Genomic DNA, 17334 nt, shown 5'->3' on the forward strand with positions numbered 1-17334 from the left:
TTTCTTCTCCGCCGCTTCAAGCGACTTCTGTATTATAGCAAATTACTTTTGCTCTTGTCAACAGCTTTTTGAAAGTTTTTTTAACTCTCATTCGACTGTTTACTCATCGCCGCTTTGTGAACTTCTTTGTCCGCCGCAGCGACAAGGATTATTCTATCATATTGATAAAATCATTTTATAATGTCTTATATAAATATGATTAATTATGTACATATAACTTTTAATTGTTTCTTTTTTCATCGTTTTGCTTATGCTGATACACTAGGATATGTTTTAATTCAATGTTCTAGGGGATAGGAAGCAAGGTGCTAGGGATTAGGTGCTAGGTGCCAGGAGTTAAAAAAGGTGCTAGGTTTTAATCTCCAGTCTCCAATCTATAATCTCCATCAAAATCACAATCTCTCCTAGTGATTGACATTTACAACTTTATTAGTCTCCAGTTTCTAGTACATATTTGTAACTTGAAAACTAGCATATATTTAAGAATAAAATTCTAGATACTAATATCTATCAAAGTCACAATCTACTTTGGCGACTGGTTATTGGAGATTGGCAACTATTTATTAGTCTCCAGTCTCTAATCTCTAGTCTCAAGTACAGATTTGCCATTTGTATACCAGTATCTGTTTTAGGTGCTAAGCACTAAAATAAGTTTGCTAGACTGCTAGAGGGCTAGTGGGCTAGTGGGCTAGTGGGCTAGTGCAGATTTGTAACTTGATTACTATATGCTTATAATCACCAAATGTTTTTATATACATTTAGAAAATCGTATAACGATTTCATCATTAACTGGTAACTAGCCCCCTGGAAAACTGGCACTCTTATATTAGTTTTCATCAAAGTCACAATCTACTTTGGCGACTGGTTATTGGTGATTGGTGATTGGCGATTGGTGATTTTGGTTTAGTCTCCAGTTTATCTAATCTCAAATCCCTAGTCCCTAGTCCCCAGTCTCCAGTATAGATTTACAACAACTTGAAAACTATTATCTATTTAAAAATAAAGTTTGCTAGAGGGCTAGACGGCTAGTACAAATTTGACATTTGTGTGCCAGTATCTGTTTTAGGTACTAGAAATGAAGCAAGTTTGCCAGGTTGCTAGAGGGCTAGAGGGCTAGTGCAGATTTGTAACTTGAAAACTAGCATATATTTAAATAAATTACGTAGTAATTTCGAAACTAACTAGTAACTAGTAATTGACAACCTAGCACATTGCATTCAAGAAATCGTACAACGATTTCAACATTAACTAGCCACTAGCCGACTTGTAACTGGCAATCTTCTTTTTGAAGAAATTGCGAAGCAATTTCAACCTTTACTATTCTTTATACTCTATTCACTATTCTCTAAATTAGTTTCCCTAAGTTAGGTTAATTACTGCCTAGTATTGTCCTTCGTTTTTAAAAATTTAGGTCTTTTCTTGGCTAATGTTCTATCACTCAAAAAATAATTTCTAAAATCCTTAAAATTCAACGGAGCTATTGGCGCTAAATACGGCACTCCAAAACTTGATGTTGAAATTAAATTTATCGCAATAAAAGTGATTCCTATAACAAATCCAAACAACCCTAACATACCTGTAATAAAAATCATAAAAAACTTTAATATTCTAATAGAATTCATTATTGTATAATCACCTGCAACAAAAGAACACATTGTCGATAATGATACTATTATAACCATAAGAGGACTTACAAGCCCTGCTGAAACTGCTGCTTGCCCAATAACTATTGTTCCTACAATACCAATTGCAGTACCGATTTGCTTAGGTAGCCTCATACTAGCCTCCCTAAGCACTTCAGCTACTAATTCCATAAGAAAAGCCTCCGTTAAAGCATTAAACGGAACAGTTTCCCTTGAACTAGCTAATGCCATAATAAATTCACCTGGTAATGCATCAGGATGAAAAGCAATTGTAGCAACATATAAAGCTGATAATTCCAAAGACATTAACAAAGAAGATATTCTTATAAACTTTGAAAAAATTGCCCAATATACACTATCATTATAATCATCACTACTATCTAAAAATTCACTAAAAACTTTTGGTGCACTTAAAACTATATTGCTTCCTTCAACTATTATGCAAACTTTTCCATCTAATAAAGTTGTACATGCTTTATCTGATCTTTCTATTATTCCAATCTCAGGAAATAATGTCATGCTATTATTAACTATAAATCTCTGTATATTTCCTGAATCTAATATTCCATCTGTTTTTATTTTTTTTATTCTGTTCTTAATATCATTAACATACTTATCATTAGCAACATCTTTGATATAAACCACTGCTACTTTAGTTTTAGTTCTTTTTCCAACTGTAAAATCATCTATTTTTAAATTTTCGTCCTTTATTCTATACCTTATCAAAGATAAATTACTATCCATATTTTCTGTAAAACAATCTCTCGGATTTCTTATAGTATCTTCTAAAGTTGGTGCTTGTATTTGTCTTTTCTCAACTTTAGTTGTATCACATACTATATATTTATCTTCGTATGTCATTATAATAATGGATTTCCCTTGTAATATATAGTCTATAATTTTATCTTCATTATAGTCTTTATTAACATCATCAATATAAATTACAGATTCCATTATCATATCTATTGTAAGTAATTTATCTTTTCCATACTGTAATATTGGCCTTATAATGTCATTTGAAACCCTATTCTTATCAGTAATTTGAGGTATATATGTTATATAAATTTCGTTATTATAAATTTTTAACCTTCTTAATGAAATATCTAAACTTTTTCTATTTTCCTGTATTTTTCTAAGAAAATTGTTTTTCACCATATTATATTCCCCTAATATTTAACTTTTGTATTATGTCTTACTTTACTTTAAATGAGCAAAAATCATTACAATAAGTTACAAATTACTTGAAAACTCAATTTGTAATACTGAATTTTACCGTTTTCCTGTACTAGATGATGCTTGAGAATCGTACTAAAATATACTTTACATTTAATGGATTGGAATTTGCTCATTTATAGATGTTATACTGTTAAAGTCCAAAATATAATTCTTTATGTTTGCTAATACTTAACTCTTGTATTGTGATCATATAAATTTAAATTAGTAATAGTTGTTTTTACATTCACATTGATAATTGCATTAGTATATTCTTCTTTCCAATCTATTTTCCTATAAATCTCCGGATGCTCACCTCTAAAATATTTTGCAAATTCAAATATATCACATTTATATTTTTTTTGTGATACATATATAGCATCTTCAACATATTTTTTTATTCTGCTTGATAGTTCATCTTCCACCCTTTCAATTTCTTTATCATCTATTGGTTTTATATAATATTGATAACGCACCCTTGCATATATATCTAAATCAATATTTATAACAGGCTTATTATTTACATAGTTTGTAGTTATTTTTCGCTTTTTGACTGTCGTTCTTAGAGAATATAAATTTTCATCTTTATATATGCTTGGAATTTCTTCAGTCATCTTTGGATTTTTAGCTAATAAATACAATATACCATCTGTATCTTTTACATGAATTATATCAATCAACTTTGAATCTTTCATAACTCCAAGCCCTAAGTACGTTATAGAATCATTTTCCCAACCTATATATGGTATTAAATATCCTATGTCTTTCATTGATATATCTGAAAGCATCTCTCCTACCGTAGTGTATAAAGCCTTTCCATGACCTGTTTGATAATTTATATTATTTTCTATTAATGAAGCTATCGATTGCTCTTTATTAGTATTTATGCAAAATAATTTTTTAGGTGGATCCTTACTTATAACCGCAAGCAAAGTTTTTCTATAATCATATTCACCATTAATTCTATTCAAATACGCTTCTATACCTTCTTCAGCATATTTTTTACTAAAAACAACAACCTTAACAGCTCCAAGAAATTCTGGCTGAGGAACTTTATTTATAAGATCTAATCTTGCTATTTCAAAATTTTCTCCATAACTCACAAATGGATAAACACTCACTCTTTTGACCTCTTGATTTTTCTTTCCTTCTGCTCCTGCTCCTCCAGCAATTTCACCAGAAAACTGTATTAAATCTCCTATTCTATCTACTCCAATAGATATTAGAATACTCCTTTTGTTAATATCTCTATAATCCCAACATCCACATAATTGAAAGCATAATATAAATATCAATAATAATTTATATATTTTACTTACATTCTTACATACAAATACTCTAAGCATATCTTTTCACCTTCGTAATTATAAATAATATCAAAGGTATAATCAGAACTGTAACCACACCTAAATACGATAACATATCAATAATCTTTTCTATTTGAGCAATTGTCTTGGGTATTTGCGAAAAAACAAATGATAACACAAAAACAACAAAAACAATAATATTATATTTAATTTTATTAAATAATTTATCTACAAATAAAATTGCCCCATAAGAAAACAGCATTACCGAACATATTATAACCATAATCCATGCACTTATAAAAATACCATCCATTCTTCTTAAAAACTGCAATGGTTGTATATCTACTCTTCTTATAGCCACAAATAATACATCCTTATAATGTATTACATCATCAACACCCATAAGTGCTATACATGATTCCGTTAATATAATGTATAAAAATGTTAATCCTATTATCATAAATGAAGAATATTTAAAAATTTTCTTATCATTTTCTTTAGTTAATGGAATAGCAACTAGTATTTCCATTCCCAGAAATGAAAATATCATCTTAAAAGAATTGATAAAATACACAACCACATCAGACGTAACCACATAAGGTTTTAAATTTATCAATTTACCTTGTGAAAACATAGTTAACTGTATACTAACAATAAAACAAATCGTTATAATACTATATATTTCATTTAATCGCCCAACAACTCTTATCTTTTTCATTACTGCATAATAAGCAACCAAATAAAAAAATATACACAATACCATTTGGGGAGTCTCTAAAAGAATAGTTAATCTGATTACTTCACTTGATATTCTGGTTATCATTGTAAACATAATAAAAAAATAAATTATATATATTGAAACAAATACATACGTTATGTATTTACCAACCAATATATTGCTATACTCAAAAAGAGTTTTATCTTTGTAAACATACGAAAGGTACAAAATCATATGTGTTACGAAAGTAGAAATTATGCCTGCAATCAATATACAAATCCATCCGCTAGTCCCTGCAGCTTCCACAGCTTTCCTAGGAAGTCCCACTATTCCGTATCCTACAATTGTCCCATATATTATGAATATAATCTGTTTATTTGAAAGGCTTTCATTCATATTTAACCCATCCTTTGCAGGTATAACCCTTATATATCTACTATTTCGACTGAAAAATAGAGTGAATGACAAAAGCAGAAACATGTATAATCCTTATGTATCTATTATTTCGTATATACATCTAATATCCACATCTAGTATATACCTAGCACCCCTCATGATATTTAGTATTCCGCAATAATGTTAATTTCATTCTTGCAATTTTAAATGCTCAAAAATCATTACGATAAGTTACAAATGACTTGTCAACTCAATTTGCAATACTAAATTTTACTATTTTACTGTACTATGATGATGCTCGAAAATCGCACTAAAATGTTATTTTGCATTTAATGGATTGAATTTTTCTCATTTATATCTTGTAAAACAAAATAGCCATTATATTAACAAATAATAGCATTTGTTAATATAATGGCTATTAAAAAGCTCGTAAAACACCAATTTATCAATTTCTCAATCATCTAGTAGAAACTTTATTAATCACATAAGTGAACTCGTTTTGCTAAAGCAAAACACCGGAACTTCAAATTGAAACTCTAATCCACCTGAAACAAAAACTTCAATCTCCCACTTATAGAAGTGGTAGTCTTATAGAATCAACAACAAAAATATATTTGCAAATAAGCTACTTCAATTTATAATACGTTACATGATCTTGCCATTTACCGTTTATGAACAAATACTTTTCATTAATTCCAAGTTCTTTAAAGCCACAAGCTTTTAAGACTCTCTGTGATCTTATGTTATCAACCAAAACAGATGCTTCTATCCTATGAAGTTCCATTTCATTAAATGCATAATTAATGGCTATATTTACCGCTTCTTTCATATAACCCTTCCCTTGATGCTCTTTATCAATAGAATATCCTATAAACCCGCTCCTAAAAACCCCCATAACAATATTAGATATTTTTACCTTTCCTATCAGATTATCATTTTTAAATATACCAAACGAAACATTTCTTCCATTTAAAAACTGCTTATAATCTTCAATCAAATTTTTTCTCTGATATTCTAATGTGTAATAACTCTCATCTCTATTAGGTTCGAATAATCTTAAGTGTTCCTTATTTCTAATACAATACTCTAACATGTCTTCACAGTATTCTGGAGTTAATATTTTTAACTGAATATTTATTCCTTTTAAAGTAAGCTTTTTTACAAAAAAGACCTGTTCATATGAAATAACATCTATTCCAAAAATCAGTTCTGATTTCTGTTTTCCATCTGCAATAATATTATTTTGAAGAAAACCTTCTAATTCGAGCCCTAAATCCATAAAAGGTTCAATATTTATTTCTTCATCTACAACAATATTAACTTTTTTTAAATTCATCTTTTTAAACAAAGTCATAAGCATTATCTGAATTGTATCAAATAAATAATCATAATTATTATCCTTGTGTTTATAAAATTTTATTCTAAGCATACAATATTTATTCTTATTATTAAGTTCAATAATAAATATTCTTCCTAATGTTATGCCTAGCAAATCTTTTATAATATACTCATCATCAGTACCACTAACAAGGGTCAAAACTACACTTTTTTCTCCACTCATATCTACTCTCTCCCAATTACAAAACTCTCTTTTGTATTTAAATAAATTAATGCTATAAATAAAATAGATATTCCTAAACTGATAGGAATAATATAAAAAGCAGAATAAGTTCCTAAATAGTCATTCAATATTCCTATTATCATCTGCATAACCATATTTATTAAAGACGTAAATGTTATGATTATTCCTATAATGGATGATACATTGCTCTTAAATACCTTGCTTATGCTTAAAATTAATGTAGGAAATGTTATCGCAAAGAATAATCCTGAAATTGAAATTATTATAAGTCCATTCTGCTTAAAAATTATACCTATAGTATACATTAAACAAGCTATTATTAATGATTTCAAGACAGTATTAACATATCCTAATTTTTCTACAACAATACCTCCAAAAAGTCTTCCTACTGCAAATATTACAGTAAATAAAGTTACATAAAATGCTGCTCTACTCTGAGAATAATTGTAATTATCATATATATAATTAGTCAGCCATTTATACGTTCCTATTTCTCCAAAAACATAGAAACCTAATGCTAATATATAAAAAATAACAAGTTTATTTTTTAATACTTTTACTAATCCTATCTTATTCTCCTTTTCATTTTTATGTACATCAGGTACCTTAATAAATATAATACAAATTAAAGCTATAATAAACATTACAGCCAAACCAAAATAAATACTTCTCCAATTAACTCCTCTTGCTGATAAAAATCCGCCTATTCCCTGTCCTGCAGCTGAACCTGCTCCATAGAAAAAATGTGTCATATTCATTAATATTGCCTGAAAGCTCATAACCAGCACAGGTACTAATGTATTTATAGCAATACTTGCAAGAGAAAGCCCTACATTCAGTATAAACATATCAATTATTAACATAAAATAACTATTGGTATTTGCATATAAAAATAATGATATTATCAAAAATAATATTCCAAATATAAAAACCTTTTTCTGACCTATTTTATCACACAATATACCACCTATAAATGTAAATGCAACATATCCTAATGAACCTAATGAAATCATTGTTCCTATATTAGCATTACTGATAGCAAATTCATTTTTCAGGGTAGGAATAAAAATATTTATCATATTCTCTGCTCCAGCCTGCAGTGCCATCAAAATAAATATAAAAATTATCAATATTATATTTCTTCTCTTCAAGACAACACCTCCTCCAGTAAAATTATTATAGCACAATTAATAGGAGTGCAATACACCAAATAAGAATAAGTTATAATTACTGAACACTTATTGGCAAGAAAATACTAAATCACTAATACAAAATAATAGACAATAGTATAAATGAAAAATTTACCAACATATAACTTGACTCAAACTTGCATAAATGATATATTTAATTGTAAATAAAAATTGGAAATTTGGCGAATATTCAAATAATTATTCTTAAAGGAATGTTGTAGAATGAAAAAATCAAAATACATATGTGTATTTATTTTATTGTTTATATACTTATTTCCCCTTAATACATATGCTTCAGAATTACCTCCTAATATTAATGGCCAATATGCAGTAACTATAGACCTAGAAACTAATGAAATTATATATGCAAAGAATATTGATACAAGGGCATATCCTGCATCAATTACAAAGCTTTTAACTGCTGTGCTGCTGACTGAAAACTTTGATAAAAATAATATACTGACTTACAGCAGTAAGGCTCAAGCTCAAGAGCCTGTATCTTATACAACTAGAATACACTATTTACCATCAGGTGAAACTATGACTGCACAGAATGCTATGGATGCTTTACTTCTAAAATCCTGCAACGATATTGCATATATGATAGCTGAAAATGTGTGTAAATCCTCAAAAGATTTTGCTGATCTCATGAATTCTAGAGCAGTAGAATTGAACTTAAATTTTATAGCATACATTAAAAAACATAAAGTAATATTAGCGAATAATTAAAAAACACAGCTTGTGGCTGTGTTTTTTAATAACCTAATTCTTCATTTATAATTATTACGTGTATTCGTCCCTGATTCATTTGTCTCCTTATCACAACATATTCATTACATATCCTATCTGTGCTGTTGCAATCCATACAATGACCAACCTGTGCACATGGAGTGTTTTTATTTAATCTTTTTGCATTAGCAGGTGCAGCTATTTCTCTATTTCTAATTATAGCTTCATCTAAATCTCTAACTATTTTGTTTATACCTACAACCACAATAACTTTATCTGGTCCATAAATCATCGCTGCAACTCTGTTTCCCCTACCATCAACATTATATAGTTCTCCATCTTCTGTAAGTGCATTGCTACTACTTAAATAAACATCTGATGAAAATGCTTTTCTGTATATATCCTTAATCTGCTCTTGTGATAATCCACTTTTATATCTATCTAAAAAATTATATTTTCCATTTCTCAATAAGTCTACTGCTCCAATTTCAAATAGCGTCATAGAACCGCCAATTGCTACTGTATCCCCTTCATTTATCAATTCTTCTATTTTTTTAATAGCCTCATTTTTATCTTTAACAAAATAACCATTCATATTGTTTTTTTCTAAATTATTAATAGTTCTTTCTATTCTTTTCTCTATGACAAAAGCAACATTACTATCCATAATATACCCCTTTCACAATTACTTATCAACTGCATTACTGCTATAATTTATCACCATAACACGCAAATCAATCAAAGTAAAACTTGTTTAAATGCACTAAAGGCATATGTCGCGTAAAACACCCCTAGAACAACATATGCCTTTTAATTATTCAATTATTAACACTCAATAGTTATTATATCTATTGCATCTACTTTAATTTATGGACAAAAATTCCACTCTGTAATTTTGGCTCGAACCATGTAGATTTTGGAGGCATTGTTTTCCCCGCATCAGCTATATCCATCAAGTCATCCATAGTTGTTGGGAACATTGAGAATGCAACTTTCATACCTTCATTTACTCTTCTTTCTAATTCCTCAAGTCCTCTTATTCCTCCAATAAAATCTATTCTTGGATTTGTTCTTGGGTCATCAATTCCTAATATTGGATTAAGAAGATTGTTTTGAAGAATTGATACATCTAATCTATCCACAGGATCATTAGCATCATAAATGCCTTCTTTTGCAGATAATTTATACCATTTTCCATCTAAATACATTCCATATGTTCTTTTTTCTGTTGGCTTATACTGTCCTTCTCCTTCATATGGTATAATATCAAATTTTTCAGATACTTTTTCCATAAATTCTTCAGATGTATATCCATTTAAATCTTTAACTACTCTGTTATAGTCCATAATATATAAATCATTATCAGGGAAAATTACTGATAAGAAGTAATTAAACTCCTCTTCCCCAGTATATCCTGGATTTTCTTCTCTTCTCTTTAATCCAACCTTTACAGCTGAAGCTGATCTATGATGTCCATCAGCAATGTATAAATAATCAATGTTTGCAAATATAGAAGATAATTTGCTTATAGTTTCTTCATCATCTACAACCCATATAATTTGTGTTACACCATCTTGAGATACGAAATCATATACTGGCTTATGTTCTTTTGTCCATGCTTCAACTATATTATCTATTTCTTCCTTATGTCTATAAGTTAAAAATATAGGACCTGTGTTAGCATTTGTATAGTCAACATGATTAATTCTATCCTGTTCTTTATCAGCTCTAGTTAATTCATGCTTTTTAATAACATCGTTTATATAATCATCTATTGAAGCACACGCAACTATTCCAGTTTGAGGTCTACCGTTCATAATTTGCCTGTAAATATATAGACATGGTTTTTCATCTTGAATATATGTTTTTTCTTCAATCATCTTGTTAAGATTATCTCTTGCTTTTTCATATACTCTTTCTGAATATAAATCCACACCAGGTTCTAAATCTATTTCAGCCTTATCAACATGTAAAAAAGAATACGGATTTCCTTTAACCATTTCCCTAGCTTCTTCACTGTTCATAACATCATATGGAAGTGCAGATACTTTATCAACTAAATTCTCTTGTGGTCTATATGCTTTAAATGGTCTAACTGCTGCCATTCTTACATCCTCCTCAATTTTTAATAAAAGTTATTTGTTTATTTAAAGAACTCCTCAATTATACTTACTACTTCTTCACCGATTCTTTTTTGTGCTTCCTTAGTTGAAGCTCCAATATGAGGTGTAACACTAACATTTGAAAGATTAATTAATGCTTCATTTTTAGTTGGCTCTTCTTCAAAAACATCAATAGCAGCTCCTGCTAATTTACCACTCTTCAATGCTTCATAAAGAGCATCTTCTTCAACTACTCCGCCTCTTGCACAATTAATTAAGAAAGCTCCATCTTTCATCATCTCAATCTGTTCTTTTCTTATTGTAGGACCTTGTTCTTTTATGAAAGGAATATGAAGTGATACATAATCAGCTTCTTTTAATAATTCATTTAATTCACAGAATTTATACTGATCATATCCCTCTGCTTTTCCTATAATATCAGTATAAATAACTTTCATTCCAAGTGCTTCCGCTCTCTTAGCAACTTCTCTTGAAATTCTTCCAAAGCCTATAAGTCCTAGTGTTTTTCCAGCGAGTTCAACACCCTTATATTTTTTCTTTTCCCATTTTCCTTCTCTCATAGTAACATTAGAAATGTTTATGAATCTAGATATTGCAAACATATGTCCAATTGCCAACTCAGCAACCGAGCTACTACTAGCTTTTGGAGTATTTGAAACCTTAATTCCTTTTTCCATAGCATATGCTACATCTATATTATCTAATCCTACACCACCACGAATTATTAACTTTAATCTTCCTGCTTCTGCTGCTTTATCTATGATTGGTTGTCTAACTTTTGTAGCCGATCTAACTACCATTACATCAAAGTTTTTTAGTTCTTCTCCTAGTGCATCTGGTTCAAAATGTTGCTCTACAACTTCGTAACCTTTTTGCTTTAACTGTTCAACTGCACCCTTATCCATTCCATCAGTAACCAAAACTCTGTACATATACAATACCTACCTTTCATAACATAATTCTCAATAGCTTTACATTGTGAACTACCCTCCACTTACTTCGTTGAAGTGGGGACTTCTTGGTCAATACTCCCAATGAAACAAGTTTACCCAAGCTAACAAGGTCGTCCCAACCTCTGATTATTACCAAAATTATCAAAATTCTTAATACTTTCAATAAATTTGATTATTTTTATTAACCATATAATATAAAATTGCAAAGTAAGATTTAGGCTACTAGATTTTTATCTAGCAACCTAAACCTAATATTTCAAATTACATCGCAAAGTTATATTCCTATATGTTATTCAAGACCTAATATTTCATTAATTATAGCTAATAATTCTCTTATTTCCTCTGGAGTTGTTTCAGCCATATGTGCTATTCTGAATGTTTTTTCTTTTAGGTTACCATATCCGTTAGATATCATATATCCTCTTTCACCTAATTTTTTATTTAATTCTGCAACACTAATTCCTCTAGTATTCTTTATATTAGTTAGTGTATTAGACATATAATCTTTATTTGGGAATATCTCAAAATATTTTTCAGCCCATTCTCTAACTATTTTTGCACCTTCAATATGTCTTGCATATCTATTTTCTAGTCCTTCATTAAGCATCTTATCTAGTTGATAATCTAAAGCAAACATATGTGCTAAAGATGGAGTTGATGGATACTGATGGTCTTTTTTAAGTATATATTTATACAAATTCAATAAGTCAAAATAGAAACCTCTATTTTCAACTTTTTCTGCTCTTTCAATAGCCTTCTTAGAAAATGAACATATTGCCATACCAGCTGGTAAACCTAAGCACTTTTGAGTTGAAGTAATACAAATATCAATTCCCCACTCATCAGCTTTTATTTCAGTACCTCCAGCACAGCTTACAGTATCTACACATACAACGACTTCAGGATACTTCTTGTATACTTTAGAAAGCTCTTCCATATTATTCATTAATCCTGTTGAAGTCTCATTCATAGTAATTGTAATTAAATCATATTTTCCAGTCGATAATGCTTCTTCTATCATTTCTGGAGTTGTTGGCTGTCCCCACTCAGATTCAAATTTATCCGCTGGAACACCATTAGCAATAGCCATATCATACCATCTATTACCGAATGCTCCTACTGAAAAAATAGCTGCTCTCTTTGCAGTACAAGAACGAACTGCACCTTCCATTAATCCACTTCCTGAACTAGTTGAAAGCATGATTTGTTCCTTTGTGTTAAACACCTTCTGCATTTTTTCACTAATTCCTCTTTGAAGATCAGAAGCTTCTTTTGTTCTATGCCCTATCTGAGGTGTTGCCATTTTTTGTAATACGTCATCTGTTACTTCTACAGGTCCTGGAATAAATAATCTCTTATGCATAATTCACCCTCCAAATTTGGCTGATGCCATATTTTTTACGAATATTTGTTATTTACGTTATAACCACCTTCATTTTAACACTTAACCGTGAAATACTCAACATTAATAAGGTAAATAATATACGTTTTTTAATTAAAATGTTTATATATTTATTTAAGATTGGTCTAAACTTGCTAAAACTGCATCATATAAATTTGATTCGCATTTTTGATCTTTAAAATGTTTACAGTTATCGCAGCTTTTACTATGAGAACTCCCTATAGATGATACAAAACCACTTGAAATAGGCTCGTACCCTGAACAACTGTTTGCAACATGCATCCTATCTTGTAAACTTGCTGAATTTGCCATATATAGTTTCTGATTTCAAGAACCATCATATACTGTGGTTCTTCATGCTAAAAAATTTATAGCACGGTAGCATTAGCTACTGAAATCAGCTCTCACCTCCTCATAAAGTTATATTTTTGTAAAAAAGCCAAAATAATACTCGCAAAATATAACACCAGCCAATTAGCTGTTTTTTAATTTATTCTTATTGTTTCTTTTATGTCATCAAATAAATTTTTACTGCATTTTCCCCTTACAAAGTTAACACAGTTATTACAGCTTTCTGAGGATGTACCCATACTCATAGAAGAAAATATATACCTTGGATGATAACCAGGGCAATTTTGGGCTACTCTCATCTTTAATTCACTAGAAATCACAAAATCACTCCTTTGTTGAGTCTGAGATTCACATTTGCTTTTCGCTTTAAATTCAATCACACAGTGTTAGTATTCCAACTTATTATTGATTTAATTCTAAAAAAAAGCATTTGCTGTAAAATTTCTTTTCTACAGCAAATACTTTTTACTTCAATTCGTAATTTAAATTTTTATCATATATATTACAACGAAAAAATACAGTATGCAGAGATTTTTATAGTGAATATTAATAAAAAATATATGCTATTAAATATTTATATTGCATATTACGAATTGAAGGCTTTTTAATATACTTGCAAAGTTCTTAAAAACATATAACAATATAAACAAAAATACAAATTCTATAGTTTGATAAGTATAGCTTATACTTATCGATAATCGCTAAGCGTAATTTCTAATGGTGATTCTGTTTCTCTGCAATACCTTGTAACTAAACATTCTGATAAATTTCTCGGACACCTTCTGCACATGCATTTTTCATCATTCCCATCACAATTTCCATTTAGAAATTCTGGACATTTTTTGCAGTTATCTCCCTTAAATCCCATAACACTCACCCTTTCAAGTTTTTAACTAGTACAGACTTTCCTAAAATTCCTTTTCTAATTCAATTAACTTTACACCTTTAATATCGATATATTCAATATTTCCATGTCCTACTCCTTCTTCAGCAATCATTTTATCATATCCATACTTTTTTAGCACTTCTTCTGTATTCGCTCCACCTGCCCTTGAAGCTACTATTACTCTTTTACATCAAGAAGCATTGTAAATTCATCCAAATTAGCAGTAATTGTTAGAATTATTAATTGATTTAGGTTATAATAATATTAATCTAGGAATAGGGGGGTTTTAATGGAAATAAAAATTAAAAGAAAAATGTATAAAACATACTATATTCTTCTAGCTTATTTTATATTCTTTATTGTTTTCGGATTTATAATGAGTTCACCACATGAAATACTTGAAGGCTTTAAGAAAATTCTTTTTCAATCAAATATTTTGATCACAGATTATATTGAACTTGGTGGTATTGGAGCTGCATTTATTAATTCTGGTTTATTGTCAATAACTTGTTTGTTTATTATTGTTATGCTAGGTCTTAAACCAAACGGTGCAATTGTAGCCGCTTTATGGCTAATTTCCGGATTCGGATTATTTGGAAAAAACATTATAAATGTATGGCCTGTAATATTTGGCGTGTGGCTGTATTCCAAGTATCAAAAAGAACATTTTTTAAATTATGTTTTAATTGCTTTATTCGGAACAACATTATCACCAACATTTAATGAATTCAGTTTTACTGGTATTTTCCCTTTGTGGCAAGGAATAATATTTGGTATACTAACAAGTGTTTTTATAGGATTTATTTTACCCCCATTAGCTTCGTATTGTATTAAACTTCATCAAGGTTATAGCCTATATAACACTGGTTTCGCAGCTGGATTACTTGGAACAGTATTGATGTCTTTTTTAAGATTATTTGGAATAAATTTTAACAACAGATTGTTATGGTCAACTGGACATAACTTACTATTTGGAACATTTTTATCAATTCTATTTATCAGTATGATAATAATTGGATATATTTTAAATAATAAATCATTCAAAAATTTATTTAAAATATTAGAACAGCCAGGAAGACTTATTACTGATTTCTTCCTTATATATGGAAAAGGTTCATCTTTTATAAATATGGGAATACTAGGATTAGTTTTTACTGTATTTATAGTAGTTATAGGTGCCGATTTAAATGGCCCTACAATAGGAGGTATTTTTACAATAGTAGGTTTTGGTTCATTTGGTAAACATATTAAAAACACTATTCCTGTGGCTCTTGGTGCATTACTTGCTTCTTTCCTAAGCATTTGGAACTTAACTTCTCCTGGTTTAATACTTGCAATATTATTTAGCACAAATTTAGCTCCAATATCGGGGCATTTTGGTTGGGAATTTGGTATGATTTCTGGTTTTATACATGTTTGTATAGTTATGCAAATAGGCTATCTACATGGCGGTATTAATCTTTATAATAATGGCTTTTCAGGAGGCATTGTCGCAATAATATTAGTTCCTATTATTTCTGCTTTTAGACAAAAATTTATATCTGGTGTAGATGAACTAAAAAAAGATAAAGACTACTAATGAGGTGAGAAAATTTATGAAACATATAAATCTTAGAAATATTAAGTTGGTAGATGAATTAATGAGTTTTTGCTACAAATATGGTGCTAAAAAAATTAATATAAATATTGAGAACACCGACAATAAAGTTATTATAGACTTAAAAGCATATATTGAACATATTTCTGAAAAAACTTTAGAAATATTGAATACTCTCTTATCAGCTCCAAGATGTAGAGAAATGGAAGAATATTATTGGAATCTTTCAGGTGATGATGACACTGATACTGAATTAACCTTAGTTGGAATGATGTCAGATGAAGCAGAAATTAATTATAATCCAGATACTAAGTTGCTCAAAATAACATTAAAGCGTATGTTTTAGAAACTTATCCACTATAACAATAAACTTATCCACAAAATATTGTCCAAATAATCAACACTGTTAATAAAAACTCACTTTACTTCAAAGTGAGTTTTTATCTATTCACAAACTGATAAAAAAAAATCCCTAACCTAAAAGTTAAGGATTTTTGGTGATCTACCGGGGAATCGAACCCCGGACACCATGATTAAAAGTCATGTGCTCTACCGACTGAGCTAGTAGATCATATCGTTTGGCTGGGATGGCAGGATTCGAACCCGCGGAATACCAGAGTCAGAGTCTGGCGCCTTACCACTTGGCGACATCCCAACACTAAAAATTGGCGCGTCTTAAGGGATTCGAACCCCTGGCACACGGCTTAGAAGGCCGTTGCTCTATCCAACTGAGCTAAAGACGCATATCAAAAATTCATGGTGCAGGTGAAGGGAGTCGAACCCCCACGCCGTAGGCGCTAGATCCTAAGTCTAGTGCGTCTGCCAATTCCGCCACACCTGCACAAAAATAAAATCTTACCTGGCAGTGACCTACTCTCCCACACGGTCTCCCATGCAGTACCATCGGCGCTATAAAGCTTAACCTTCGTGTTCGGAATGGGAACGGGTGTTGCCTTTATGCTATAACTACCAGATACTTAATTTGTTATTGACGTTTGTGGTATACATTGAGAAAACATTGTTCTCTCAAAATTGCATAATGAACTGAATACCAATCTCCATTCTCTAACCATCAATTATGAAATAATAGCGATTAGTGATTGGTGACTAGCGATTCTTTTTGGTCAAGTCCTCGACCTATTAGTATCGGTCAGCTTAATACATTACTGCACTTACACCTCCGACCTATCAACCTTGTGTTCTTCAAGGGGTCTTACTGACTTTCGTCATGGGAAATCTTATCTT

14 protein-coding genes, 4 tRNA genes and 2 rRNA genes are annotated in these 17334 nt (G+C 30.0%); 3 read left to right on the forward strand and 17 right to left on the reverse strand.

Translation table 11 applies throughout. From position 1 onward, the window contains the following. Window positions 1-1373: 1373 nt before the first annotated feature. The 5 genes from CLTEP_RS11505 to CLTEP_RS11525 all read right to left on the reverse strand — a co-directional run bounded on the left by CLTEP_RS11505 (window position 1374) and on the right by CLTEP_RS11525 (window position 8009). Window positions 1374-2798 (reverse strand): spore germination protein, encoded by a 1425-nt coding sequence (locus CLTEP_RS11505; RefSeq protein WP_066826846.1) that lies wholly within the window; start codon window positions 2796-2798, stop codon window positions 1374-1376. A 242-nt stretch (window positions 2799-3040) separates the two neighbouring features. Further along, window positions 3041-4201: a Ger(x)C family spore germination protein gene (locus tag CLTEP_RS11510; protein ID WP_066826847.1), complete on the reverse strand. Its 1161-nt coding sequence runs from the start codon at window positions 4199-4201 to the stop codon at window positions 3041-3043. Then, window positions 4194-5276: a GerAB/ArcD/ProY family transporter gene (locus CLTEP_RS11515; RefSeq protein WP_066826848.1), complete on the reverse strand. Its 1083-nt coding sequence runs from the start codon at window positions 5274-5276 to the stop codon at window positions 4194-4196. Before CLTEP_RS11515 ends, CLTEP_RS11510 begins: the two co-directional genes overlap by 8 nt. Before the next feature lie 625 nt (window positions 5277-5901). After that, the gene (locus tag CLTEP_RS11520; protein WP_066826849.1) at window positions 5902-6837 is read right to left on the reverse strand and encodes a GNAT family N-acetyltransferase; all 936 of its coding nucleotides are present in this window, start codon (window positions 6835-6837) and stop codon (window positions 5902-5904) included. Window positions 6838-6839: 2 nt separating this feature from the next. Beyond that, on the reverse strand, window positions 6840-8009 hold the full coding sequence (locus tag CLTEP_RS11525) for an MFS transporter (RefSeq protein WP_242863932.1): 1170 nt from the start codon (window positions 8007-8009) through the stop codon (window positions 6840-6842). Between the two features lie 261 nt (window positions 8010-8270). On the opposite strand from CLTEP_RS11525, the gene CLTEP_RS11530 reads away from it, so the two are divergent. Next, complete coding sequence (locus CLTEP_RS11530; RefSeq protein WP_066826851.1) at window positions 8271-8777, forward strand: D-alanyl-D-alanine carboxypeptidase family protein; 507 nt, start codon at window positions 8271-8273, stop codon at window positions 8775-8777. A 25-nt stretch (window positions 8778-8802) separates the two neighbouring features. Here the strand turns inward: CLTEP_RS11530 and CLTEP_RS11535 are convergent, their stop codons facing one another. The 6 genes from CLTEP_RS11535 to CLTEP_RS11560 all read right to left on the reverse strand — a co-directional run bounded on the left by CLTEP_RS11535 (window position 8803) and on the right by CLTEP_RS11560 (window position 14474). Further along, window positions 8803-9444 (reverse strand): lactate utilization protein, encoded by a 642-nt coding sequence (locus tag CLTEP_RS11535; protein WP_066826853.1) that lies wholly within the window; start codon window positions 9442-9444, stop codon window positions 8803-8805. 190 nt (window positions 9445-9634) lie between these two features. Continuing rightward, window positions 9635-10882 carry a DUF1015 domain-containing protein gene (locus CLTEP_RS11540; RefSeq protein WP_066826858.1) on the reverse strand — a complete coding sequence of 416 codons (1248 nt, stop codon included), beginning with the start codon at window positions 10880-10882 and terminating at the stop codon, window positions 9635-9637. A 38-nt stretch (window positions 10883-10920) separates the two neighbouring features. After that, window positions 10921-11832: a D-2-hydroxyacid dehydrogenase gene (locus CLTEP_RS11545; protein ID WP_066826860.1), complete on the reverse strand. Its 912-nt coding sequence runs from the start codon at window positions 11830-11832 to the stop codon at window positions 10921-10923. A gap of 310 nt (window positions 11833-12142) precedes the next feature. Continuing rightward, on the reverse strand, window positions 12143-13216 hold the full coding sequence (locus CLTEP_RS11550; RefSeq protein ID WP_066826862.1) for a pyridoxal-phosphate-dependent aminotransferase family protein: 1074 nt from the start codon (window positions 13214-13216) through the stop codon (window positions 12143-12145). Window positions 13217-13740: 524 nt separating this feature from the next. Then, complete coding sequence (locus CLTEP_RS11555) at window positions 13741-13926, reverse strand: hypothetical protein (RefSeq protein WP_066826864.1); 186 nt, start codon at window positions 13924-13926, stop codon at window positions 13741-13743. A gap of 368 nt (window positions 13927-14294) precedes the next feature. Further along, the gene (locus CLTEP_RS11560) at window positions 14295-14474 is read right to left on the reverse strand and encodes a hypothetical protein (RefSeq protein ID WP_066826866.1); all 180 of its coding nucleotides are present in this window, start codon (window positions 14472-14474) and stop codon (window positions 14295-14297) included. A gap of 307 nt (window positions 14475-14781) precedes the next feature. On the opposite strand from CLTEP_RS11560, the gene CLTEP_RS11565 reads away from it, so the two are divergent. Next, window positions 14782-16071 (forward strand): DUF1576 domain-containing protein, encoded by a 1290-nt coding sequence (locus CLTEP_RS11565; RefSeq protein WP_066826868.1) that lies wholly within the window; start codon window positions 14782-14784, stop codon window positions 16069-16071. 16 nt (window positions 16072-16087) lie between these two features. Beyond that, window positions 16088-16435 (forward strand): hypothetical protein, encoded by a 348-nt coding sequence (locus CLTEP_RS11570; RefSeq protein WP_066826870.1) that lies wholly within the window; start codon window positions 16088-16090, stop codon window positions 16433-16435. 149 nt (window positions 16436-16584) lie between these two features. Here CLTEP_RS11570 and CLTEP_RS11575 read toward each other — a convergent pair. The 6 genes from CLTEP_RS11575 to CLTEP_RS11600 all read right to left on the reverse strand — a co-directional run. After that, window positions 16585-16660, reverse strand: a tRNA-Lys gene (locus tag CLTEP_RS11575). 8 nt (window positions 16661-16668) lie between these two features. Then, a tRNA-Gln gene (locus CLTEP_RS11580) sits at window positions 16669-16744 on the reverse strand. 11 nt (window positions 16745-16755) lie between these two features. Continuing rightward, a tRNA-Arg gene (locus CLTEP_RS11585) sits at window positions 16756-16832 on the reverse strand. Window positions 16833-16846: 14 nt separating this feature from the next. Further along, window positions 16847-16930 (reverse strand) — tRNA-Leu (locus tag CLTEP_RS11590). A 16-nt stretch (window positions 16931-16946) separates the two neighbouring features. Further along, a 5S ribosomal RNA gene (gene rrf / locus CLTEP_RS11595) occupies window positions 16947-17063 on the reverse strand. A 146-nt stretch (window positions 17064-17209) separates the two neighbouring features. Further along, window positions 17210-17334, reverse strand: a 23S ribosomal RNA gene (locus tag CLTEP_RS11600); the annotation flags it as partial.

This window comes from Clostridium tepidiprofundi DSM 19306, assembly GCF_001594005.1.
GTDB classification, from domain to species: Bacteria; Bacillota; Clostridia; order Clostridiales; family Clostridiaceae; genus Clostridium_AC; species Clostridium_AC tepidiprofundi.

Bases quoted from the DNA above. Each gene is read 5' to 3' on its own strand.
- CLTEP_RS11505 (WP_066826846.1), bottom strand. From the start codon at position 2,798: ATGGTGAAAAACAATTTTCTTAGAAAAATACAGGAAAATAGAAAAAGT.
- CLTEP_RS11510 (WP_066826847.1), bottom strand. From the start codon at position 4,201: ATGCTTAGAGTATTTGTATGTAAGAATGTAAGTAAAATATATAAATTA.
- CLTEP_RS11515 (WP_066826848.1), bottom strand. From the start codon at position 5,276: ATGAATGAAAGCCTTTCAAATAAACAGATTATATTCATAATATATGGG.
- CLTEP_RS11520 (WP_066826849.1), bottom strand. From the start codon at position 6,837: ATGAGTGGAGAAAAAAGTGTAGTTTTGACCCTTGTTAGTGGTACTGAT.
- CLTEP_RS11530 (WP_066826851.1), top strand. From the start codon at position 8,271: ATGAAAAAATCAAAATACATATGTGTATTTATTTTATTGTTTATATAC.
- CLTEP_RS11535 (WP_066826853.1), bottom strand. From the start codon at position 9,444: ATGGATAGTAATGTTGCTTTTGTCATAGAGAAAAGAATAGAAAGAACT.
- CLTEP_RS11540 (WP_066826858.1), bottom strand. From the start codon at position 10,882: ATGGCAGCAGTTAGACCATTTAAAGCATATAGACCACAAGAGAATTTA.
- CLTEP_RS11545 (WP_066826860.1), bottom strand. From the start codon at position 11,832: ATGTACAGAGTTTTGGTTACTGATGGAATGGATAAGGGTGCAGTTGAA.
- CLTEP_RS11550 (WP_066826862.1), bottom strand. From the start codon at position 13,216: ATGCATAAGAGATTATTTATTCCAGGACCTGTAGAAGTAACAGATGAC.
- CLTEP_RS11560 (WP_066826866.1), bottom strand. From the start codon at position 14,474: ATGGGATTTAAGGGAGATAACTGCAAAAAATGTCCAGAATTTCTAAAT.
- CLTEP_RS11565 (WP_066826868.1), top strand. From the start codon at position 14,782: ATGGAAATAAAAATTAAAAGAAAAATGTATAAAACATACTATATTCTT.
- CLTEP_RS11570 (WP_066826870.1), top strand. From the start codon at position 16,088: ATGAAACATATAAATCTTAGAAATATTAAGTTGGTAGATGAATTAATG.